The organism is Pantoea sp. M_10 (assembly GCF_008631515.1).
Lineage (GTDB): Bacteria > Pseudomonadota > Gammaproteobacteria > Enterobacterales > Enterobacteriaceae > Pantoea > Pantoea anthophila.
Genome location: NZ_VWUL01000001.1, coordinates 848,179 through 870,811 on the forward strand (window position 1 = coordinate 848,179; position 22,633 = coordinate 870,811).

Below are 22,633 nucleotides of genomic sequence, written 5' to 3' on the forward strand. Positions count from 1 at the left end.
TGCCCCCATATTGGAAAGAGAGCTTTTTTTCGGAGGTCACTATGATTGCCAGTAAATTTGGTATTGGTCAGCAGGTTCGTCATCGTTTGTCCGGCGTACTGGGCGTTATTGTCGATGTCGATCCTGAGTACTCGTTAGATGAGCCTAAAATTGAAGAGGTTGGCGCGGAAGAGAAGATGCGTTCGGCACCCTGGTATCATGTCGTGATGGAAGATGAAGAAGGCGATCAGGTGCATACCTATGTTGCTGAGATTCAGCTTTCGGGCGAAACCAGCGTTGAACACCCTGAGCAGCCCTCAATGGATGAACTGGCGGCCTCAGTGCGTCAGCAGCTTCAGGCGCCTCATCTGCGACATTAATCTGTGGCGGCACCCTCTGCCGCCACACATCTCTTCTCAGCGCGTGATCCCCAGCCGCGGAATTTCAATCTTCGGACAGCGATCCATAATCACCGTCATACCCGCATCCTGTGCCAGCACGGCCGCCTGCTCATTAATCACACCCAGCTGCAGCCACAGGGTTTTTGCGCCCACTGCAATCGCCTCCTGGGCTACGCCCCACGCGGCTTCAGAATTGCGAAATACATCCACCATATCAATATGGCCCGGAACATCTGCCAGGCTGGCATACGCCTGCTGCCCCAGCAGCGTCTTGCCCGCCAGCTTCGGGCTGACCGGAATCACGTCATACCCCTGATCAAGCAAATATTTCATCACGCCGTAGCTGGGACGCTCAGGGCGATCGCTTGCCCCGACTAAGGCGATGCGTTGGGTGCGGGTCAGCACCTCGCGAATTGTCTGGTCGTTCATCGTTATCTCCTTTCAGGCCAGAGTTGAGTGTAGATGGGCACACCCCCGAACGGTTAAGTCAGTGACGTAATTAATTGAGCCAGCGCACGATTAAATATGTTTAAATGTAAACTCACTGCCATAATGTAAGAATTTGCTACACATAATCCTGTGTGTCATCAGTTACCGGAGTTGAAATGAAGCTGTCGCTGGCTGTAATGGGGTGGGTCGCTCTCCTCGTTTCGGCGTCCTGTTCTGCCATCACGTTAAAGCTCGATCCGCAAATCGATCTGCTGGTGCTGGATGGCCGTAAGATTTCAGGCTCGCTCCTCAAGGGCGCAGACAGTTTAGAGCTGGACCGGGGTCAGCATCAGTTTCTGTTTCGGGTAGAGCAGCAACGAAAAGGTCAGAAAGAGAGCACCCTCGCCTATCAATCGGTGCCGATGATCGTCACCTTCACTGCCGTGGCTAAAACCATTACCATCCGGCTGCCTGCGCTGGAGACAAAACGCGAGCGCTATCACTTCGATCGCAGCCTGAATTTTCTGCTGGTGGATGAGAAAGGGAACGAAATCACCAGCCTGCGCGATCGTCTGCCTGCCGCGCCCGCAGTCGACATGGAAAAAGCGATGGTGAACTACAATCGCACCGGTCAGATCGCCTCTGTGCCTCGTTTTGCCCATTCGGCCTCTGAGACGCCTTCTGCGGTCAGTCTGACCGCCGATCTCGACTGGACGATTGAGGCGGAGCATCCCTCACTTCACCGCTGGTTTCAGCGCTTTGACGAAGCGACGCGTCAGCAGTTTCTGACGCTGGTCAAAATGCTGCGCACCAGTTGATAGCGCTGAAAGCACAGAGGTAAACTCGCGCTATCGCTTTTTCCGCATGACCCTGAATGGAGACGTTTGTGGAGCAGACTACCCGTACCCTTGGCAAACAAAAACATATCGCACTGGTCGCCCATGACCATTGCAAAGCCGCTCTGCTTGAGTGGGTTAAACAGAATCAGCCTGCACTGGAATCCCATATCCTCTATGCGACCGGCACCACCGGGAATCTGATCAACCGTGACACCGGCCTGAATGTCACGGCCATGCTGAGCGGCCCGATGGGCGGCGACCAGCAGGTAGGCGCGCTGATTTCAGAAGGAAAGATAGATGCGCTGATCTTTTTCTGGGACCCGCTCAATGCGGTACCCCACGATCCCGATGTCAAAGCGCTGCTGCGTCTGGCAACCGTATGGAATATCCCGGTCGCCACCAATCGCTCCACCGCAGATTTTATTATTCAGTCGCCGCTGTTTGCGCAAAGCAGCGAGATCATGATCCCTGACTATGCGCACTATCTGGCCGGACGGCTGAAGTAACTCAGGCTTTACGCAACACCGGCACACCCAGCTCACGGAAGTGTCCGACAAAAGGTGACGGCGCGCTTTTATCAAACAGCAGAAAAACCTGCTGGCGCGCCCGTGTCAGGGCGACGTAGGCCAGGCGGCGCTCTTCTGCATCCGGGAACGCTTCCGGCTGCGGTAACAGACCCTGTTCGATAATCGATTCGCGCACGTTCGCCGGAAAGCCCTCTTTGCCCTGCTGCAACCCCAGCAGAATGACGTAGTCCGCCTGCTGGCCTTTACTGGCATGGATGGTCATAAATTCCAGATTGAGTTTCGGCCAGCGGGTTCTGGCTTTGTCCAGCACATCCGGTCGCAGGTAGTGATAGCGCGCCAGCAGCAGGATGCGCTCATCAGGCTTTACATAGCCGCTGAGTTTATTCAGCAACGGCTCCAGCTGATCGTCCGCCAGCAGTGAAATCGACTTTTTATTCCCTTTGGTGATGCTGTTAAGCGGCTTCGCCAGCTGCTGCGGATTCTGCTGGATAAAACGGTTCGCGATGTCGCCGATGCGATCGTTAAAGCGGTAAGTGGTATCCAGCACACAACGGTCACCCTCACCAAAGTAGTGATGAAACGCCGTCGTCAGCGTCATCTCTGCACCGCTGAAGCGGTAGATGGCCTGCCAGTCATCGCCAACGGCAAAGAGGGCGGTGCGCCTGTTCTGCTGGCGTAAAGCGCTGAGCAAGACGGCGCGCTGCGGTGAGATATCCTGAAACTCATCCACGAGAATGTGTTTCCAGGGGCTGATAAAGCGCCCTTTTTCCAGCAGAGCAATTGCCTGATGAATCAGCCCCGAAAAATCGACCGCGCCCTCCTCTTTTAACGCACTCTTCCACGCTTTCAGCAGGGGAGCCATCAGCCTGATACGTTTGCTGAACAGATCGCGCACCTCTTCAGGCACCTCTGCGATCATCGCGGCCTGCGCGCCGCCATGCATGCGCATCAGACCCAGCCAGCGTTCGAGTCGTGACGCCAGGCGCTTAGCCAGTTTGTCATCCTCCCAGAATGGCCCCTCCGGCACCTCCCACTCCAGCTCGTCACGCAGCCATTGGCGCCAGCCGTTGGCCTGGGCCTTTTTTTCATGACACTGCTGCCGCCATTCCTGAATCAGCAGTGCACGACGTGCATCGGCATCACTCTCCAGCTTGCTGATGACCGGCTGCTTGTTGCTGCCTTCACGAATAATATGCAGGGCCAGAGAATGGAAGGTTCGCGCCTGAATATCACTGGCTGACAGTCGCGACTGGATACGGGCGTTCATCTCTTCTGCAGCCTGTCGGCCAAAGGCCAGCAGCAGAATTTGATCGGCGCTGGCGAGATTGCGCTGCATTAACCAGCCCGCACGCGCCACCAGCACGGAGGTTTTACCGCTCCCGGCGCCCGCCAGCACCAGCAGTGAATTTTCGCCGTTGACTACCGCCTCGCATTGCGATTGATTGAGAGGCGTACTCTCGACCGTGTCGAAGAATGCCCGGTAGCGGGTCAGCATTGCGGCGGTCCAGTCACGGTTTCGCTGCCGCAGGGCCGCCTCGCCCTGCTCCAGCCAGCGCTGACAGAAAGCCTGGTTTTCACGACAGTCAGCAAAATCCTTCAGGCGGGAGAACGGCAGCGGCAACGCATCGAACTGCTGAATGATGGTGTTTTTCAGCGCCTGCAGTTCATGCCGGTTCAGCCAGCGATCCTGCGCACTGAATGCCTCAATGTCATCACGCAGGGTCTGCAGCACGTCGCGGCACACTGCACTCATCTCCAGACTCCAGCTCTGCCAGGCCTGCAGCAGGTAGTGATAAAAACGCTGCGTTTCCTGCCATTCCGTGCCATGCAGCCGCACCACTTTTTCATCAGCCAGCAAAAATTCCAGTTCGCCCCACACCACGCCGCGCTTGCAGGCGATATCCAGCAACTGATTAAAAGGGATCAGGTACTCATGCTTATCGCCACTGACTTCGACGCCCGCTGCCATCAGACGGACACGATTATAGGGATGCCGGGCAAGTCGTTTGCCCATCGAAGTTGCTTTCAGTTCCACGCCGACACTCACGTCAGAGAATAGGATTCGGGGAAGTTTACCTGTCAGACCCTTGGCGCTCCAGCCTTAAAACAGGCTAAACTTGGCGTCACATCTTGCGGAATGCAAAAGGAAAAGAAGATCATGCGCACCGTCTTAAACGTTCTTAATTTTGTCCTGGGCGGTTTTTTCACCACCCTGAGCTGGCTGTTTGCCACCCTGATCAGCATCGTACTGATTTTTACCCTGCCGCTGACCCGCTCCTGCTGGGAAATTACCAAACTCTCGCTGCTGCCATTTGGTAACGAGGCGGTGCATGTGGATGTGCTTCGCCCTGAAAACAAAAGCCACATCATGAACACCGGCGGAACCTTTCTGAATATTTTCTGGCTGATTTTCTTCGGCTGGTGGCTCTGCCTTTCCCATATCTCTGTCGGGATTGTTCAGTGCATCAGCATCATCGGCATTCCGGTCGGGCTGGCTAACTTCAAGATCGCCGCGATAGCACTCTGGCCGGTTGGACGCCGGGTGGTGTCAGTGGAAGAGGCGCAGGCTGCGCGCGAAGCCAATGCCCGCCGCTATTAATATGATGTCAGCTACGCTGCCGGGCTGGCGCAAATATCTGTTTAACAGCGCCTGGCGCTATCTGCTGCGCATCCTGTTTGCGCTGAGCGGATGCGCCGCCATTCCCTGGTGGCTGCACCAGATTGAGTGGACCATCCCGCTGACGCTGGGTGTGGTAGCGGCGGCGCTGGCCGATCTCGATGATCGTCTGGCGGGTCGCCTGAAGAATCTGCTGATTACCCTGCTCTGCTTCTGCATCGCCTCAGTTTCCGTCGAGTTACTGTTTCCCTGGCCTCTGGCCTTTATCGCTGGCCTCGCGATCTCAACCTGGGGTTTTATTCTGCTGGGCGCGCTGGGTCAGCGTTACGCGACGATCGCCTTTGGCGCGCTGCTGATTGCGGTCTACACCATGCTTGGCATCGGGCTGTTCAGTCAGTGGTACATGCAGCCGATCCTGCTGCTGGTCGGCGCGCTCTGGTACAACCTGCTGACACTGCTGGGTCACCTGATGTTCCCGGTGCGACCGGTGCAGGAGCAGCTGGCCGGCAGTTTTTCACAACTGGCGCGTTATCTGGATGCGAAAGCGAATCTGTTCGACCCGGATGCGGGTGAACAGGATGATGCCGCCTTTGTTGAGGCGGCAATGGTCAACAGCCAGTTAGTGGCCCAGCTCAACCTGACCAAAACCACGCTGCAGAGTCGTCTGCGCGGCGATCGCGGCTCACGCGGAACCCGCCGCAGCCTCCACTACTACTTTGTGGCGCAGGACATTCATGAACGGGCCAGCTCATCTCACCTGCAATATCACCTGCTGCGGGGTGACTGGCGCTATAACGAAATTCTGTTTCGCTTCCAGCGACTGCTGAATATGCAGGCTCAGGCGTGTCGGCAGCTGGCGCATTGCATCCTGATGCGCGAAAGATGGGTGCATGACAGCCGGTTTGAGCGCGCATTTGAACGTCTGCAGAAAGCCATAGAGCGTCTGGAGCAGCGTGAACCGGAAGCCGCCCATACGCGTGCGCTCTTCTGGCTGCTGCGTAATCTGCGTGCCATCGACGCTCAACTCGCTTCGATTGAATCTGAACAGACCCTGTCAGGGGAAGACACTCAGCACAGTGACAATCTGCTGTCGCGTGAAGGGTTGAGTGGCTGGAGTGATATCCGGCTGCGCTTCAGCCGGCATCTCACGCCCGCGTCGGCGCTGTTCCGGCATGCTGTCCGGATGTCTGTGGTGCTCTGTATCGGCTACGGTTTTATTCAGGTGACCGGACTGGAACGCGGTTACTGGATTCTGCTGACCAGTCTGTTTGTCTGTCAGCCTAACTACAATGCAACGCAGCGACGCCTGGCGTTGCGTATCGGCGGGACGCTGGCCGGTATTGCGATTGGCCTGCCCGTTTTATGGCTGGTGCCCTCCATAGAAGGTCAGTTGATCCTGATCGTTATCTCCGGCGTGCTCTTTTTTGCCTTCAGACAGGTCCAGTATGCGCAGGCCACGCTGTTTATTACGCTGCTGGTGCTGCTCTGCTTCAATCTGTTAGGTGAAGGATTTGAGGTCGCCCTGCCACGGGTGGTGGATACCTTACTGGGCTGTGGGCTGGCCTGGCTGGCTGTGGCCTTTATCTGGCCTGACTGGCGTTTCCGTCAGTTACCGGCCGTGGCAGAACGGACTTTGCAGGCGAACTGTCGTTATCTTGACGCCATCATGGAGCAGTACCATCAGGGCAAAGACAACCGACTCGCCTATCGCATTGCGCGTCGTGATGCGCACAATGCCGATGCTGAGCTGGCCTCTGTGGTGTCAAATATGAGCAGTGAAAGTCGCACCAGCCAGAAACTGCGTGAATCCGCTTTTCAGCTGCTCTGTTCTAACCACTCGTTTCTGAGTTACATCTCTGCGCTGGGTGCTCACCGCGATAAGATCAGCGACCCGGCACTCCTCACGCTGCTGGATGACACCGTCTGCTACGTGGAGGATGTGCTGCAGACGGAGGTGGTCAGTGACGAACAGGCAGAGGCGATGCGCCAGCCGTTAGCTCAGCGCATCAGCCAGCTGGCCGCGGATGCAGACACGCGTGCGCCACTGGTGCTCCAGCAACTCGGGCTGCTGGTGGCACTGATGCCTGAAATGGCTCGCCTGCGCCGCACGCTACTCGCCGACTAACCTTTGCTGCTTCCGGACGCTGTGTCAGACAACAGCGTACGCTGAAACCAGGCGTTCAGCTCGGCCCGGGTTGCCTGCGGCAGTGCAGCAGCATGATGACCGGTGATTGCGCCCTGCAGCGCCAGCAATGTCTGAAATCCGACGTGCTGGTTGATGGCTTTCAGCTTCAGCCAGCACTGTTTGGCCCCCATCTGGTAAAGATGATTGACGCTCATGATACCCGCGTCATACAACATCATCTCCAGACGGACACTGAGGTTGGGCAGATCTTTGAGTCGCGGTGAACCCTGCCTGTCCTGCAGCTCCAGCTGCGCCGTTTCCAGTGAGGCGGCGGAGAGCGCCAGCAGATGCTCAGGATCGCGCCATAACGTCTCATCGACGCGGTAGTAATTGAGACTGACCAGCTTCCCCCGCTTGCGAAACACCAGCGGCTGCAGAGGCCGATCGGTGATGTACGCCTGCAGGGGTTCACTGGCGCGCAGGTAGAGCTCACCCTGATTAATTAACGCGAAAACCACACTCTCTACCGCCAGTGCATACCCGCCAAATTGGGTACGGGACTCAATGGCTCCCAGTGGGGCCAGATGCGCTCTGGAGCGCTCTACAACCGGATTCACCTTTTTCATTGTACCACCTCCATGTCAGAAACAGACCGTAAATTGCCTTGGGTATCAGGCAATTAGAAGATAGGAAAAAGCGTAAGCGGGTTCAACGAATAAATAGTGGTTCGCCTAATCTTGTCGCGTTTTTGCGAGGCGTTTTCAGAAATTTGGGTTGATCTTTATCCAGGATGACAGTACTGTATATTCATACAGTCAACTGCTGGTGATTAACTTATGCGAACCCAACATCCTGATAATGCACGCTATGCTCATCGTTATGCGTCCTCTTCTGTTCCGGCGGCTCAGCCTGGTGGAATTACAGAGTTACGTTACAGTGAGCAGCCCGGAATGATGCAGATGTTACTGCTACCGTTATTGCAGCAATTGAGTCAGCAGTCACGCTGGCAGCTGTGGTTAACCCCCGCGCATAAGCTGAATCGCGCCTGGCTGCAGGAATCGGGATTACCGCTGAATAAAAGCATGCACATCGCCGATTCAGAACGACTGAATGCGGTTGAGGCGATGGTCAGGGCGTTACGCACAGGCAATTACAGCGTGGTACTGGCATGGATCCCCTACGAGCTGGATGAAGATGAGCGTCGTCAACTGGAAAATGCGGCAGCAGAGGGTGAAGCGCTGGGGCTGATTTTGCGTTCAGGCGGGACATCGGAAGCGCCTCTCAGACCACAAAACCCCATAAAAATTCAGTCGGATTTGTTTCATTAAGTAAAAATAAGAAGTTTCTCAAGCTATTTTTCTTATCTGTCGTCGCTAAACCACTGATTCTGTTAGTTCGAGCATTGACAATGGTTTAGCAGGTTTTTCAGGCTTGCTGCCGCGACAATACTACCAAGCTAATTGTTAGAAATTGTGTATAAATCGCTGTTTTTTTACAGAAGCGCCTCACATCATACTTGTAAGTTTCCAATCTCGTTGTAGACTTTATCTCGCCAGGGTGCTCAATAACCTCCGTTTTTTTGCGGTAGAGTCATAAGCGAGCGTTTTGACCCGGCGAAGGATTTAAACCAAGAGCAACCTTTTTGCTCATTGCCTATTTGGATGATAACGAGGCGCAAAATGAAAAAGACAGCTATCGCAATTGCAGTGGCACTGGCTGGCTTCGCTACCGTAGCGCAGGCCGCTCCTAAAGATGACACCTGGTACACCGGTGCTAAACTGGGCTGGTCTCAGTATCACGACACTGGTTACTACGGTAACGGTTATGAGAACAACAACGGTCCAACTCATGAAAGCCAGCTGGGCGCAGGTGCGTTCGTTGGTTATCAGGCAAACCCATACCTGGGTTTCGAGCTGGGCTATGACTGGCTGGGTCGCATGCCTAACAAAGGCACCGTGACTAACGGCGCATTCAAAGCGCAGGGCGTTCAGCTGGCAGCTAAACTGAGCTACCCAATCTATGACGATCTGGACGTGTACACCCGTCTGGGCGGCATGGTATGGCGTGCAGATTCAACTCAGACTAACCCAACTACTGGCCGCATCAGCGACCACGACACCGGCGTATCTCCGCTGGCTGCTGTAGGTGTTGAATACGCACTGACCAAAAACTGGGCTACCCGCCTGGACTACCAGTGGGTTAACAACATCGGTGATGCACAGACCGTTGGTGCACGTCCAGACAACGGCATGCTGAGCGTAGGCGTTTCTTACCGCTTCGGTCAGGATGACGTCGCTGCACCAGCTCCGGCTCCGGCCCCAGCTCCAGCACCCGTTGTTGAAACCAAGCGTTTCACTCTGAAGTCTGACGTTCTGTTCACCTTCAACAAAGCGACCCTGAAGCCAGAAGGCCAGCAGGCTCTGGATCAGCTGTACAGCCAGCTGAGCTCAATGGATCCTAAAGATGGTTCCGTTGTCGTACTGGGCTTCACTGACCGTATCGGTTCAGAGCAGTACAACCAGAAACTGTCTGAGAAACGTGCTCAGTCAGTCGTAGATTACCTGGTTTCTAAAGGTATTCCTTCTAACAAGATCTCTGCACGTGGCATGGGTGAATCTAACCCAGTCACCGGCAACACCTGTGACAGCGTGAAAGGCCGTAACGCCCTGATCGACTGCCTGGCGCCGGACCGTCGCGTAGAAATCGACGTTAAAGGCATCAAAGACGTTGTAACTCAGCCACAGGCTTAAGTTAACACGTAATAAAAAACCCCGCTCAGGCGGGGTTTTTTATTACCGGTAAGAAAGGGATGTTCGGAGCTGGCCACCCTGCTCCACCTGCCCGGCTAGTCGTTTTCTGAACCTGATTTACCCAGAATCGCCTGCAGGTCCTGCTTCAGACTCGACATCTGCGTAGCATATTTCTCTTTACGTTCCGCATCCTCGATCAGCTGAACAATGGTCTCAGAGAGGGTACAGCCGCGCCGCTGTGCCAGTCCGGCCAGTCGCTGCCAGACCAGATACTCCAGGTCGATCGATTTTTTTCGGGTATGCTGATGTTCTGCATTAAAATGGCGTTTCCGCCGTGCGCGAATGGTCTGTTTCAGCCGGTTATCAAGATCGGCATGGATATGTTCAGCAATCCATTCATTCACCGTCACCGGATTATTTTCCATCGCCAGCAGTTTATCGACTGCCGCCTGCGCCGCACTCAATTCAAGGTGACGCGTGATCAGTTCACCTTCCCGATGTTTTTTCACCAGGTATTTCCACTTCCATCCACTTTCAAGATTTTCGAGTTGCTGGTATTTCATCGGAATCTCATCGTGATCACGTAACGAGCTAAGAATAACAGCTTTTTTCCCGGATGCAGCAACGAAAAACATGCTGTCAGCTTCACAACTTCACCAGGAAGTCTGCAGTGCTTAACCAGGGTGAATACTGTATAATCTCGCTTTTCTTAAAACAGATAAATGCGATTATTTTGACCAGCACCCAACTTACGTGGCAGACCCTACAGCCGGATAGCGCACCATACCAATCCGTTTTCTCCCGAATTGCTGATGAAGAAACTGATGCTCTGGCAACGGTACAGCCCCGGTTGCTGAATGCGCTGGCGCATTTACATCATCAGTCGCAGGGATTCCCGTTACTGCTGGTTCGAAGCCAGGAGAATCGCGATTATCTGACCTTCATTGCCCAGGCAGCGCAGCGGGTGATACCCGACAGTACCACGCTGTACGGCGGTGATTACCATATCATGGGTGACACTATCACGCTCCAGCCGCCCTCCGATCCTCAGCGCCCGTTCACCAGTCAGGGTGGTATTCATTTTGATGAATGGGTTGAGATGGAGCAGCTGTTTGGCTGCGTACGCCAGTATAAAGATCGCCTCCAGCCTGAGCCGGGCCTGATCCATCGCGCCAATGGCGGTACGCTGGTGCTCTCACTGCGAAGCCTTATGACCCAGCCGATCCTCTGGTTGCGCCTGAAAAAAGCGATTGAGCAGGGCTACGTGGAGTGGACTTCCCAGGACGAGCGCCGGCCCCTGCCCGTTTCTGTTCCGCCTGTGCCGCTCAGGCTGAATCTGGTGCTGTGCGGAGATCGCGAGGTGCTGGCCGATTTTCAGGAGCTCGATCCTGAAGCGCATGAAATGGCGATTTATACCGAATTTGAAGAGAACATTCAGATTCTGGATGAAGATGACATGCTGGCCTGGTGTCGCTGGAACGAAGAGCTGGCGCGTCAGGCGGGTCTGCCGGTTCCGGAAGCGGACTTCTGGCCGGAACTGATTAAAGAGGGTGTCCGCTATAGCGGCGACCAGGAGACATTGCCCCTCTGTCCGCGCTGGCTGCAGCGCCAGATGCGCGAGTCAGCCCTGATGGGTGATACGCTCAATGCCGAAGCGCTTCGCGACGCACTGGAAGCCCGCTTATGGCGTGAGAACTATCTCAATGAGCGGATGCGGGATGAAATCCTGCTGCGACAGATTCTGATTGAAACCGAAGGCGAAGTGGTCGGTCAGATCAACGGCCTCTCGGTCGTTGAATATCCTGGCCATCCCCGCGCCTGGGGCGATCCGACACGGATTACCTGCGTCGTTCACCCCGGTGATGGGGAGTTCATGGATATTGAGCGTAAGGCGGAGCTAGGCGGCAATATCCATGCTAAAGGCATGATGATCATGCAGGCTTACCTGATTGCAGAGCTGGAGCTCGATCAGCAACTGCCCTTCTCAGCGTCAATGGTATTTGAGCAGTCCTACTCTGAGGTTGATGGCGACAGCGCCTCTCTGGCCGAGCTCTGTGCATTGATCAGCGCGCTGGCTAACCAGCCAATCAATCAGCAGATTGCCGTCACCGGATCGGTTGATCAGTTCGGCAACGTCCAGCCGGTAGGCGGCCTGAATGAGAAGATTGAAGGTTTCTTCGAGATCTGCCATCAGCGTGAACTCACCGGCCAGCAGGGCGTCATTATCCCGGCCTGTAATGTGCGTCATCTCAGCCTCAGCCAGGCAGTGGTCAGTGCGGTAGAACAGGGCCGTTTCCACATCTGGGCTGTAGAACGTGCTGATGAGGCGCTGCCACTGCTGACCGGTAAAATATGGCGTACGGAAGATGGCGAGGGCGATTGCCTGCTGCACACCATCCAGGAACGCATCAGCCTGTTCAACCAGCCGGATGTCCCGCAACGTCCCTGGGCGCTGCGCTGGCTTAACTGGTTCAACCAGCGTTAATCCGATTTGCTCAGCGTACAACTGTTCGCTAATATTCGTGATTCACTAAAACAAGGCTTATTGAAAACATGGTAGATAAACGCGAATCCTATACCAAAGAAGATCTGATTCTGTCAGGTCGTGGTGAACTGTTTGGCGAAAATGGTCCGCCGCTTCCTTCCGGCAACATGCTGATGATGGACCGCGTGGTCAAAATGACCGAAGACGGCGGCAAATATGACAAAGGCTTTGTTGAAGCAGAACTGGATATCAATCCCGATCTCTGGTTCTTCGGCTGCCACTTTATCGGCGATCCGGTGATGCCAGGTTGCCTGGGTCTGGATGCCATGTGGCAGCTGGTAGGTTTCTATCTGGGCTGGCTGGGCGGCGAAGGTAAAGGTCGTGCGCTGGGCGTGGGTGAAGTGAAATTCACTGGTCAGGTCCTGCCGGACGCGAAGAAAGTCACCTACCGCATTCACTTCAAACGCGTGATCAACCGCAAGCTGGTGATGGGCGTGGCAGATGGCGAAGTGCTGGTTGACGGTAATCTGATCTACACCGCCAGCGATCTCAAAGTGGGTCTGTTCAAAGACACCGCGGCATTCTGAGCATTCTGCACAGAAACAAAAACCTCCGCGCCAGGCGGAGGTTATTTTCCTTTTTCAGTGACATCCGGTTATGCTGCTACCGACCTGTCCTCCATGGCTTGTCGCCAACCTCCCAACCAGTGAGACTTAGCGTCAATCAACTGATACGGACACATCTCTTTTGAGCGTCCAGTAATACCTGCCTGATAACCACGTGAATGGGCGCGTTCGAGGCGGTCTCGTTTCTGTCTCTTCATACTCCGTGTCCCTCATGTAAGGTCTGTGGAATCTGGTGGAAAGAAAAGTGGTGAATTAATGTTCAACCACTCTTACGTTCTACCCCCTGCGCACCTAAAGATCAATGCGCAATCTTCATGCCACTGTCATAAATGTGACCTTAATCGGAAAAGAAAGCGCAGTTTTGTGATGGAGATGGCAACACTATCGCCCTGATTAAGCTAATAAAAAACCCCTGAATCATGCCGTTATATCGCGACATTTCATCAGGGGCTTAGCTTATTTATTCATAATATTCTTAATTTAGCGCAACCACATTATTGGCGATCTGCTGCGCCGTCTGCTGCCAGCCGGTGGCCAGCGTTCTGACCATGGCATCGTAGCCATCTTCAGTTTGCGGCAGGACAATATTAAATGCCTGTTTGGTCAGACGGCCCTGATGCTCCAGCGTCCATTCACCGCTGACAATCGCCTTGCCGTCGTAGCGCCCCTGAAAGCCTGTGATAGTGACATTCAGCGTGTCGTGCTGCGCGCCCAGCGGCGATCCGGCTACCAGCTGGCCAGGCAGCGCCTTGCTCAGATTGGTGATCAGCGTCTGCTGCAGCTGCTGATCAAGCGGACTGGCCCAGAGGTTGTTGGCGGCAATGACATATTTGACGTCACTGGTCTGGTAGACCAGCCCGTTGCCGGCCAGATAATCCGGCACCGTCACCTGCTGCACCCACAGCATCGGCTGAGCTTCGTTCATCTGGCTGCTGCTGACCTGCATGGAAGCCGCCCCGGAGGGCAGCTGATACCAGGTATTGTCAATGCTGCTGCTGCATGCGCTCATCACCAGCGCGGCACAAAGTATCAATCCTTTTTTCACTGTTTCGCCCTCTTCGGCTGGGGATCCTGTCCCGGTTTCGCCTCAAATACCAGCGCATTGCTCTTGGTGTTGAGTGTCCTCAGTACCGGCTGAAGTTCACGCAGCACCTGATCCAGTCGTTGCATATCCCCGACCAGCTTACTGTAAGCAGGCGAACCGGGCTGCAGTCCTTTCATGCTGCGATTCAGCTCACGCAGCGTCTGCTGCAGATCTTCCGGCAGGGTCTTCATTGCCGGACTGGCGGTCACTTTGTTGATATTGTCGATAGTGCGCTGCAGATCGCGCATCGTCTTCTGACTCTCTTTCAGCGTACCGGTCGCTTCATTGACCATGCCGTTCAGAGGCAGGCTGTTGATCTTATCCAGGGCCGCCATCAGTTTCTGCTGAATCTGGCTCAGTCCGCCGCTGACGGTTGGGATCACTTCATAGCCTGAGACTTTCTGCGGGCCTTTGTAGGCTGGCGCATTGTCATAGAAGTCGAGATCGACATAGAGCGCACCCGACAGCAGGTTGCCGGTTTTCAGCGTAGCACGCAGGCCACGTTTCTTCCCATCCTGCAGATGCTGCTCCAGATCGAAATTCTCGCCCAGTCGGCTGATAAAGCGATCCGGCTCAATGCGAATCAGCACCGGAACGCGGTAATCGTTGTTCAGTGCCTGATCCAGACCCGCTTTCATCAGCGGTGCCTGTGACACGGTACCGAGGCGAATGCCGCGGAATTCAACCGGTGCACCAGCCTGCAGACCGCGAATGGAGTCTGAGAAGAAGAGCACATAGTCGACGTGATTGGTGTAGAGCGAATCCTGAATGCTGCGCTGATCGTCAAACAGATGATAGTCGGCATGATTTGTCGCCGCTTCACCCAGATCCCAGCCATCCGGCACATCGAAACTGACACCGCCACTGAACAGCGTGGTCAGCGATCCCATTTCGACCCGCATGCCTGACGCGGACATATCCACGGCGATGCCGCTGTCTTTCCAGAAACGCACGTTGGTGGTCACAAGGCGGTCGTAAGGCGCGGCAATAAACAACTGATAGGTCATCATGCGTTTATCGGTGTCAAACGAGCTGGTTTCCACTGTACCGACCCGGTAGCCGCGGAACAGAACCGGATCGCCCGGATTAAGCTGACCGGCTTTTTTGCTGTCCAGTATGATGCGGATCCCTTTAGCATCCGGTGGCGCCAGCGGCGGAGCATCCAGCAGCTTGTACTGCTCAGGTGCCTGGTTTTTCGTGCCGGGCTGCAGTTCGATGTAGGCGCCTGACAACAGCGTGCCAAGGCCGCTGATACCTTCACGGCCCACCTGCGGTTTCACGACCCAGAACACGCTGTCGCTGTGCAGCAGCTTGTCCATGCCCGCGTTCAGGCGCGCTTTAATTTCCACATGATGGAGATCGTCGCTTAGCACCGCGCTTTCCACCACACCGACATCCACGCTGCGGCTTTTAATGGTGGTTTTACCCGCCACAATGCCCTCAGCGTTTTCGGTAATTAATGTCACTTCCGGCCCCTGATGGCTGAAGTGATAGAAGAGGATCCATCCGCCGATAAGCAGCGTGACGATGGGGACAATCCAGACCGGCGACCAGCGCTTAATCTGTTCCACCTTTGCATGGCCGTGGTTAGTTTCCGTCAAGGCGCGACTCCTTCATTGTGTTTTCACGTGCACGATCCCAGAGTAATCGCGGGTCAAAGGTCATGGCAGCGATCATGGTGATGATCACCACCATCGCAAACAGAACTGCCCCCCACGCGGGATACACATTCATTAATTGCCCCATACGCACCAGCGCAGAGAGCACGGCAATCACAAACACGTCGATCATCGACCAGCGGCCAACAAACTCGACCACTTCATAAATCTTATGCATTTTGTGGCTGTCCCGCCGTCCGCGTCCGCTGGCATCCCAGCAGAGCCAGCCAATGGCCAGCATTTTCAGCGTCGGCACCATGATGCTGGCGATAAAGATCACCAGCGCCACCGGATAGGAGCCATCAGCCCACAGCACAATCACCCCCGCCATGATATTGGAGGGATAGGCGCTGCCCAGCGTCTCCGTGACCATAATCGGCATCAGGTTAGCCGGAATGTAGAGCAGCACCGAGGTGAGCAGCAGCGCCAGCGTCCATTGCAGGCTGTGCTTACGCCGGGCCTGCGCCTGGACGCCACAACGCGGACAGACGGGCTTATCCGCAGGCAGAATGGCGGTGCAGCAGGGACAGGATCGCAGGCCCTGCGCCAGGCCACTGACGCCCACCTCGGGCGCATGCGGCAGTGCGGGTCGGGGTGAGAGGCGATCCCACAGCGCACGCCGATCGACGCACTGAAAGGCACGCAACTGCAGCAGACAGAACAGGACCCAGGGCCAGAAGCTTGTTTCCAGTCCGATTTCACCATAGGCCATCAGCTTGACGAAGCTGACCAGCACGCCAGCCATGAAGATTTCTGACATGCCCCAGTTGCGCAGATGAAACAGGATTCGGGCGAGACCCACTCTGAGCGATGTGGGTAACGGTATCGGATTGACCAGCAGAAGGATGGTTATCATGCAGAAGGCGGGAACCGCCTGCACGAACAGCAGAAACAGCGTGGCGAGACTGCTGTAATCTTCCGACACCATCACTCTGGGTATCTGCATCAGGGTGATCTGACTGGTCAGCCCGGCCACCTTCATGGAGACGAATGGAAACAGGTTCGCCAGCACCAGCATAAACAGCGCTGCCAGCGCGTAGCCCGTTGGTCGTTTACGCGGTTCATGCCAGTTCGCCGTCAGAGCAGTGTGGCAGCGCGGGCATGATGCCCGGCTGCCAACGGGAATGTCCGGCAGCCTGATCGTTAAATCGCACTGTGGACAGAGCATCCACGCGTTACTTTTCACTGCTGAACACATCCGTTAGCCCTGCCCTACGCGCCGTTTTTCAGTGACTCAAGCTCTTCCCAGCGCGCAAACGCGGTTTCCAGCTCCTGCTCGGTCTGAGCAAGATTATCCAGCACCGGTTGCGTCTGATCGTGTGGCTGACTGAAAAAGTCCGGATGACTCATCTTCGCCTGCAGTTCACCGATGCGCGCTTCAAGCTGCTCCAGTTTTTGCGGCAATTGTTCCAGCTCACGCGCCAGATTATAGCTGAGTTTATTCACGTTACGCTTCGCCTCGCTCTTCTCTGCGGCGGGCTTTGCGGTGCTGGTTGCCGCTCTGGCTGGGGCTGAGGCCTTATGCTGCCGGTAGGCTGCACGCTGCTGTTGTGCATCGTGGTAGCCGCCAACAAAGGTGCCAATCTCGCCATTCCCTTCGAAAATCCAGCACTCGGTCACGGTATTATCGACGAACTGACGATCGTGGCTGACCAGCAGTACCGTGCCCTGATAACCATCAATCAGCTCTTCCAGCAGTTCCAGCGTTTCGACGTCGAGGTCGTTAGTCGGTTCATCGAGAATCATCAGGTTGCTGGGACGCAGGAACAGACGCGCCAGCAGCAGGCGGTTACGTTCACCACCAGAGAGCGCGCGCACCGGGGTCATGGCCCGTTTCGGGTGGAACAGGAAGTCCTGCAGATAACCCAGAACGTGGCGCGGTTTACCGTTGACCAGGACTTCCTGCTTGCCTTCGGCCAGGTTGTCCATCACGGTGCGATCCGGGTCCAGCTCCGCACGGTGCTGGTCAAAGTAGGCCACTTCCAGCTTGGTGCCGGAATGCACGCGGCCATGATCGGCCTTAAGCTGTTGCAGCATCAGGCGCAGCAGTGTGGTTTTACCGCAGCCGTTTGGCCCGATCAAAGCAATCTTATCGCCACGCTGCACCTGGGAAGAGAAGTCCTTCACCAGCACTTTGCCATCGACCGCGTAATCGACATTTTCCAGTTCAAAGACAATTTTGCCCGAGCGGGAGGCTTCGCCCACCTGCATGTTCGCTTTGCCCATCACTTCACGGCGTTCAGAACGCTCACGACGCAGGGCTTTCAGCGCACGCACGCGACCTTCATTGCGGGTACGACGGGCTTTAATGCCCTGACGGATCCACACCTCTTCCTGCGCCAGCTTGCGGTCAAACTCCGCGTTCTGCATCTCTTCGACGCGCAGCGCTTCCTCTTTACCCGCCAGATACTGATCGTAGTTGCCCGGCCAGGAGACCAGTTTGCCGCGGTCAAGGTCGACGATCCGCGTCGCCATGTTGCGGATAAACGAACGGTCATGGGAGATAAAGACGATGCTGCCGCTGAAATTCTTCAGGAAAGTTTCCAGCCAGTCGATGGTTTCAATATCCAGGTGGTTCGTCGGTTCATCCAGCATCAGAACGCGCGGATTGCTCACCAGCGCACGGCCCAGCGCCGCTTTACGCAGCCAGCCACCCGAAAGCGATGAAAGCTCGGTATCGGGCTTCAGGCCAATCTGCTCCAGCACATCATGGATGCGGCTTTCCAGCTGCCACAGATTCTGATGGTCGAGAATGCTCTGCAGACGCGCCATCTCATTGAGGTTTTTATCGCTTGGATCGTCCATTACCAGATGGGAAATGGCGTGATAGGCTTTCAGATGCTCTGCCTGCTCTTCAACGCCTTCAGCCACGAAGTCATAGACCGAACCGGTAATATTGCGTGGGGGGTCCTGTTGCAGACGCGCCACGACCAGGTCGGTTTCATAAATAATGCGACCATCATCCAGGGGCTGTTCACCGTTGATGATCTTCATCAGGGTGGATTTACCTGCACCGTTACGGCCGACCAGACAGACGCGCTCGTTCTCTTCGATATGCAGTTCGGTGTTGTCTAACAGCGGCGCATCGCTGAAGGAGAGATATGCGCCGTGGATACTGATTAATGACATGTAATCTTATTCCTTACCGGCGTGTGTGATCAGCCAGCAGTTGTGAATGTGTCGGTTGCGCGCGAAATCCTGCGACTGCGTTTTCTGGGTAATATCCTGCGCCTGCAGGCCCAGAGATTTCAGGCCATCCATGTCCATTTTGAAACCGCGTTTGTTGTTGGAGAACATGATGGTGCCGCCGCGACGCAGCAGGCGCTTCAGGTTACGCATCAGCATCATATGATCGCGCTGAACGTCGAAGCTCTCTTCCATACGCTTGGAGTTGGAGAAAGTTGGCGGATCGATAAAGATCAGGTCAAAATTCTCATCACTCTCATGCAGCCAGCTCAGGCAGTCCGCCTGCATCAGACGGTGCTGACGACCGGTCAGCCCGTTGAGACGCAGGTTGCGTTCCGCCCACTCCAGATAGGTGCGTGACATATCGACCGTGGTGGTCGAGCGTGCCCCGCCCAGACCGGCATGCACACTGGCGGTGCCGGTGTAAGCAAACAGGTTCAGGAAATCTTTACCCTTGCTCATATTACCGAGCATTTTGCGGGCAATGCGGTGGTCGAGGAACAGACCGGTATCGAGATAGTCGGTCAGGTTCACCAGGAAACGCGCATTAAACTCTTTAACTTCGAAATAGTCGCCCTTCTCACTCAGCTTCTGATACTGCGCTTTGCCCTTCTGACGTTCGCGGGTTTTCATAATCAGACGGTCTGCAGGCAACGCCAGTACGGTGAGCGTCGCACTGATCACATCGAACAGGCGCTGACGCGCTTTGTTGGGATCGATGGTTTTCGGTGGCGCATACTCCTGGATAATCACCCAGTCAGCGTAGCGGTCAACAGCCACGTTGTAGTCTGGCAGATCGGCATCATAAATGCGGTAGCATTCAATGCCTTCCTGACGCGCCCACTTCTCCAGCTTCTTCACGTTTTTACGCAGACGGTTTGCGTAATCTTCCGCAATCTGTCCGGCGCTTTCGCTGCTGTTCACCGCGAGCTGATAGTTTTTCTGCACGCAATCCAGCGGGCCGTTTTTGGCTTTAAACTGACGGTCGGCGCGCAGCTGCAGGCAGCTCAGCAGCTCAGGTGAAGCGCTGAACAGGGAAAGCTTCCAGCCGCCAAAATGCTGTTTCATCAGGCGTCCAAGCTGACTGTGCAGCGCGATCAGCGCCGGTTCGCTCTCCAGGCGCTCACCGTAAGGGGGGTTGCTCAGCACCGTGCCGTGAACCGCCGCATCCACCGGATTGGTCAGTTTCAGCAGATCCTGCTGTGCAAAGGTAAAGAGCTCTTCCACACCCGCACGGCGGGCATTCGCCTGCGCCCACTCCAGCACCCGGCCGTTCGTGTCATAGCCAAAGAAGCGCGCCTGCGTATTCTCCGTGCCGGTGCGGGCACGATTATGCGCTTCGTTTTTCACGTCCTGCCACAGCGCAGCATTAAACTGGCTCCAGGCCATAAAGCCCCAGTGACGGCGCAGCAGGCCAGGCGCACGATCGCAGGCGATCAGCGCAGCTTCAATCAGCAGCGTACCTGAACCGCACATCGGATCGATCAGCGGGGTGGATGGCTCCCAGCCAGAACGCAGCACAATCGCCGCCGCCAGATTCTCTTTTAACGGTGCCTGACCGGTCTGCTGGCGATAGCCACGCTGATGCAATGAACTGCCGCTCAGATCCAGCGCGATGCTGGCGCGATCGTCATTCAGCCAGACGTTGATACGGATATCCGCCTGCTCACGATCGACATTGGGACGCTCCAGATTCTTACGGGTAAAGCTGTCCACAATGGCGTCTTTGACTTTCAGCGCACCAAACTGGCTGTTGCGAATCGAGTCATTGGTGCCGCTGAAATGGACGACAAAGGTTTTGTCGCTGCCGAACATGGACGGCCAGTCCACGCCCTGCACACCCAGATAGAGATCGAGGTCGCTATAGACACCAAACTCTCCCAGCGGCAACAGGATGCGTGATGCTAAACGGCTCCACATCAGGCTTTGGTACATGACGCGATCGTCGGCTTCGTAGTGAACGCCTCCCTGCACCACTTGCAAATCCTGCGCGCCCAGCGCGTCCAGCTCACTTTTTAACAGCTCTTCGAGCCCACGCGCCGTGCTGGCAAACAGAGAATTCATATCGTCACTTTTTAACTCTTGAGAAAATTGTCGCGCATTATAGCGAATCACAGACCTATGTCATAAAGTTAGCTTCTTTTGTCTTGCGCGTCGGGTTTCAAGGAGAACACCATGATCACGCTTTCCCGCTTATTTATTCATCCTGTGAAGTCGATGCGGGGGCTGGCACTGTCACACGCCCGGGTTTCTGGCAGCGGGCTGGCTTTTGATCGTCTGTTTATGGTGACGGAACCTGACGGCACCTTTATTACCGCCCGGCAGCATCCGGAGATGGTGCGCTTTACACCCGCTATTTTACCTGAGGGGCTGTTACTGGACGCGCCTGACGGCAGTCACATGCTTATCCGCTTCAGCGATTTCGGGGAGCAGGAACACCCGACCGAGGTCTGGGGCAATCGCTTCGGCGCACGCATCGCCCCGCCCGCCATTAATCAGTGGCTGAGCCAGTTCTTTCCCCGTGACGTCCAGCTGCGCTGGGTCGGACCTGAACCCCGTCGCCGGGTCAAAGCATTTGACCATGTCCCGCTGAGTTTTGCCGATGGCTATCCGTTTTTGCTGGTGAACACCGCCTCGCTGCATGACCTGCAACAGCGCTGCCCGGCCAGCGTACGTGCCGAACAGTTTCGTTCCAATCTGGTCGTGAGCGGTGCGGCTGCATGGGATGAAGACAGCTGGGCGGAGATCCGGATAGGTGAAGTCATCTTTGAAGTGCCGAAACCCTGCAGTCGCTGCGTGCTGACCACGGTCAGCCCCGAAACCGGACGCAAACATCCTGCCGGTCATCCGCTCGCCACTCTGCAGACGTTCCGCAGCGCCCAGGATGGCAGCGGGGATATCGATTTTGGCCTGAATCTGGTGGCCCGTAATCAGGGTGTGGTACGTGCCGGTGACGAAATGGTGATCCTGAAGCGCCATGCTCCGCGCCTCTACGGTGCCGGAGAGGTCATTGAGACGCTGAAACCGCAGCCGCAGACCCCTGATGCCGTGGCTATCACCTTTCAGGGACAGACCTTCCGCGGGGATAATCAGCAGGTGTTACTGGATCAGCTGGAGATGCAGGGATTTCGTATCCCCTACTCCTGTCGTGCGGGACTGTGCGGCAGCTGTAAGCTGAATCTGGTGTCGGGCGAAGTCAAAGCGCTGAAGAAAGGCGCCGTGCGTCAGGACGGAACGCTGCTGAGCTGCAGCTGTATTCCGGCAGGCGATGTCGAACTGAAGTAGTCAGACCGCGCGGGCATAGCGCGGCGCGACATCCTCATACCAGGGCTGCAGGCGGTCGTTCATCACCTTGATGGCATCGCCGAGCACCATATTTTTGCCGGCCAGCGTCAGTGCTGGCTGAGCCAGCAGGCAGAGCGCCGCGTTACTGCCGCTTTCAACCACCAGCAGACGCGCCTGCGTTCCCTCTTCTGCCAGCGTAACCTGCACCATCTCACCGGGCCGCGGCTGCATAGCCGGGGCATACGCGGTAAAGTGCCAGCTTTTCGGCATCAGCGGTTTCAGGAAGCGCGCGGCGACCAGGGCATTCAGCACCAGTTCAGCGCGATGGCTGCCACTGAGTTTGCACTGACGGCAGGTCTCTTCAAAGGTGTAATAGAGGGCGGCATCATCAACACAGAAACCCGACTCTGAGAACGCATCGGGCGTGAGCATTTTGCGGGAATAGCGGGAGCGAAAAAGCATACCGTCTGCCAGGTCGAGCATCATTCGGTCGTGGCTGTTGTCAAAATACCAACGCCAGTTATCGTCGGGTTTAATGTTCATCGTCTGCCCTGTCTTTTACCGCTGCGCCATACGTCACGCAGAATTCAGCGAAAATAGAATATAAGGAAAAGCTGAAAAATCGTGCAACAGGACAAAATA

General features: G+C 55.8%; 21 protein-coding genes. 10 read left to right on the forward strand and 11 right to left on the reverse strand.

Going from position 1 to position 22,633, the window contains the following annotated elements; all coding sequences use genetic code 11:
- The first annotated feature begins 41 nt into the window (after positions 1 to 41).
- Entirely contained in the window at positions 42 to 359 is a 318-nt protein-coding gene (hspQ, locus tag F3I47_RS04110) for a heat shock protein HspQ (protein ID WP_009091024.1), read from the forward strand.
- Positions 360 to 395: 36 nt separating this feature from the next.
- Here hspQ and F3I47_RS04115 read toward each other — a convergent pair whose 3' ends face one another.
- Positions 396 to 809 carry a CoA-binding protein gene (locus tag F3I47_RS04115; RefSeq protein WP_009091026.1) on the reverse strand — a complete coding sequence of 138 codons (414 nt, stop codon included), beginning with the start codon at positions 807 to 809 and terminating at the stop codon, positions 396 to 398.
- 176 nt (positions 810 to 985) lie between these two features.
- Between F3I47_RS04115 and F3I47_RS04120 the strand changes: the two genes are divergently transcribed.
- Complete coding sequence (locus F3I47_RS04120; protein WP_009091028.1) at positions 986 to 1,627, forward strand: DUF2057 family protein; 642 nt, start codon at positions 986 to 988, stop codon at positions 1,625 to 1,627.
- 68 nt (positions 1,628 to 1,695) lie between these two features.
- Positions 1,696 to 2,154, forward strand: a complete 459-nt coding sequence (gene mgsA / locus F3I47_RS04125; protein ID WP_150029754.1) for a methylglyoxal synthase — start codon at positions 1,696 to 1,698, stop codon at positions 2,152 to 2,154.
- A 1-nt stretch (position 2,155) separates the two neighbouring features.
- Here the strand turns inward: mgsA and helD are convergent, their stop codons facing one another.
- Positions 2,156 to 4,210, reverse strand: coding sequence for a DNA helicase IV (gene helD, locus F3I47_RS04130; protein ID WP_150029707.1), 2,055 nt, complete (start codon positions 4,208 to 4,210; stop codon positions 2,156 to 2,158).
- Between the two features lie 123 nt (positions 4,211 to 4,333).
- On the opposite strand from helD, the gene F3I47_RS04135 reads away from it, so the two are divergent.
- The gene (locus tag F3I47_RS04135; RefSeq protein WP_009091033.1) at positions 4,334 to 4,774 is read left to right on the forward strand and encodes a YccF domain-containing protein; all 441 of its coding nucleotides are present in this window, start codon (positions 4,334 to 4,336) and stop codon (positions 4,772 to 4,774) included.
- Position 4,775: 1 nt separating this feature from the next.
- The gene (gene yccS / locus F3I47_RS04140; protein ID WP_369750594.1) at positions 4,776 to 6,917 is read left to right on the forward strand and encodes a YccS family putative transporter; all 2,142 of its coding nucleotides are present in this window, start codon (positions 4,776 to 4,778) and stop codon (positions 6,915 to 6,917) included.
- Here yccS and F3I47_RS04145 read toward each other — a convergent pair.
- The gene (locus F3I47_RS04145; RefSeq protein ID WP_150029708.1) at positions 6,914 to 7,543 is read right to left on the reverse strand and encodes a TfoX/Sxy family DNA transformation protein; all 630 of its coding nucleotides are present in this window, start codon (positions 7,541 to 7,543) and stop codon (positions 6,914 to 6,916) included. The two genes, yccS and F3I47_RS04145, sit on opposite strands and share 4 nt — an antisense overlap.
- 210 nt (positions 7,544 to 7,753) lie before the next feature.
- On the opposite strand from F3I47_RS04145, the gene sulA reads away from it, so the two are divergent.
- Positions 7,754 to 8,245 carry an SOS-induced cell division inhibitor SulA gene (sulA, locus tag F3I47_RS04150; protein ID WP_111208080.1) on the forward strand — a complete coding sequence of 164 codons (492 nt, stop codon included), beginning with the start codon at positions 7,754 to 7,756 and terminating at the stop codon, positions 8,243 to 8,245.
- A 351-nt stretch (positions 8,246 to 8,596) separates the two neighbouring features.
- Positions 8,597 to 9,667, forward strand: a complete 1,071-nt coding sequence (ompA, locus tag F3I47_RS04155) for a porin OmpA (RefSeq protein ID WP_150029709.1) — start codon at positions 8,597 to 8,599, stop codon at positions 9,665 to 9,667.
- 95 nt (positions 9,668 to 9,762) lie between these two features.
- Here ompA and matP read toward each other — a convergent pair whose 3' ends face one another.
- On the reverse strand, positions 9,763 to 10,230 hold the full coding sequence (gene matP / locus F3I47_RS04160) for a macrodomain Ter protein MatP (protein ID WP_009091043.1): 468 nt from the start codon (positions 10,228 to 10,230) through the stop codon (positions 9,763 to 9,765).
- A gap of 53 nt (positions 10,231 to 10,283) precedes the next feature.
- Between matP and F3I47_RS04165 the strand changes: the two genes are divergently transcribed.
- Together F3I47_RS04165 and fabA are read left to right on the forward strand one after the other, a co-directional pair.
- A complete protein-coding gene (locus F3I47_RS04165) occupies positions 10,284 to 12,152 on the forward strand; it encodes a Lon protease family protein (protein WP_150029710.1) in 1,869 nt (622 codons plus the stop codon).
- A gap of 68 nt (positions 12,153 to 12,220) precedes the next feature.
- Complete coding sequence (fabA, locus tag F3I47_RS04170; protein ID WP_009091047.1) at positions 12,221 to 12,739, forward strand: bifunctional 3-hydroxydecanoyl-ACP dehydratase/trans-2-decenoyl-ACP isomerase; 519 nt, start codon at positions 12,221 to 12,223, stop codon at positions 12,737 to 12,739.
- A gap of 68 nt (positions 12,740 to 12,807) precedes the next feature.
- Here fabA and rmf read toward each other — a convergent pair whose 3' ends face one another.
- From rmf to rlmKL, 6 genes are all read right to left on the reverse strand, one after another.
- The gene (rmf, locus tag F3I47_RS04175) at positions 12,808 to 12,975 is read right to left on the reverse strand and encodes a ribosome modulation factor (RefSeq protein ID WP_008925875.1); all 168 of its coding nucleotides are present in this window, start codon (positions 12,973 to 12,975) and stop codon (positions 12,808 to 12,810) included.
- Between the two features lie 278 nt (positions 12,976 to 13,253).
- Positions 13,254 to 13,823, reverse strand: a complete 570-nt coding sequence (pqiC, locus tag F3I47_RS04180) for a membrane integrity-associated transporter subunit PqiC (protein WP_150029711.1) — start codon at positions 13,821 to 13,823, stop codon at positions 13,254 to 13,256.
- A complete protein-coding gene (pqiB, locus tag F3I47_RS04185) occupies positions 13,820 to 15,463 on the reverse strand; it encodes an intermembrane transport protein PqiB (RefSeq protein WP_009091050.1) in 1,644 nt (547 codons plus the stop codon). Before pqiB ends, pqiC begins: the two co-directional genes overlap by 4 nt.
- Positions 15,450 to 16,718, reverse strand: coding sequence for a membrane integrity-associated transporter subunit PqiA (gene pqiA / locus F3I47_RS04190; protein ID WP_150029712.1), 1,269 nt, complete (start codon positions 16,716 to 16,718; stop codon positions 15,450 to 15,452). Before pqiA ends, pqiB begins: the two co-directional genes overlap by 14 nt.
- Positions 16,719 to 16,732: 14 nt before the next feature.
- Positions 16,733 to 18,649: an ABC transporter ATP-binding protein gene (locus tag F3I47_RS04195; RefSeq protein ID WP_009091054.1), complete on the reverse strand. Its 1,917-nt coding sequence runs from the start codon at positions 18,647 to 18,649 to the stop codon at positions 16,733 to 16,735.
- A 6-nt stretch (positions 18,650 to 18,655) separates the two neighbouring features.
- Positions 18,656 to 20,770 (reverse strand): bifunctional 23S rRNA (guanine(2069)-N(7))-methyltransferase RlmK/23S rRNA (guanine(2445)-N(2))-methyltransferase RlmL, encoded by a 2,115-nt coding sequence (gene rlmKL / locus F3I47_RS04200; protein WP_009091055.1) that lies wholly within the window; start codon positions 20,768 to 20,770, stop codon positions 18,656 to 18,658.
- Positions 20,771 to 20,881: 111 nt separating this feature from the next.
- On the opposite strand from rlmKL, the gene F3I47_RS04205 reads away from it, so the two are divergent.
- A complete protein-coding gene (locus tag F3I47_RS04205; protein ID WP_150029713.1) occupies positions 20,882 to 21,991 on the forward strand; it encodes a YcbX family protein in 1,110 nt (369 codons plus the stop codon).
- Here the strand turns inward: F3I47_RS04205 and F3I47_RS04210 are convergent, their stop codons facing one another.
- The gene (locus F3I47_RS04210; RefSeq protein WP_150029714.1) at positions 21,992 to 22,534 is read right to left on the reverse strand and encodes a cell division protein ZapC; all 543 of its coding nucleotides are present in this window, start codon (positions 22,532 to 22,534) and stop codon (positions 21,992 to 21,994) included.
- Positions 22,535 to 22,633: the final 99 nt, after the last annotated feature.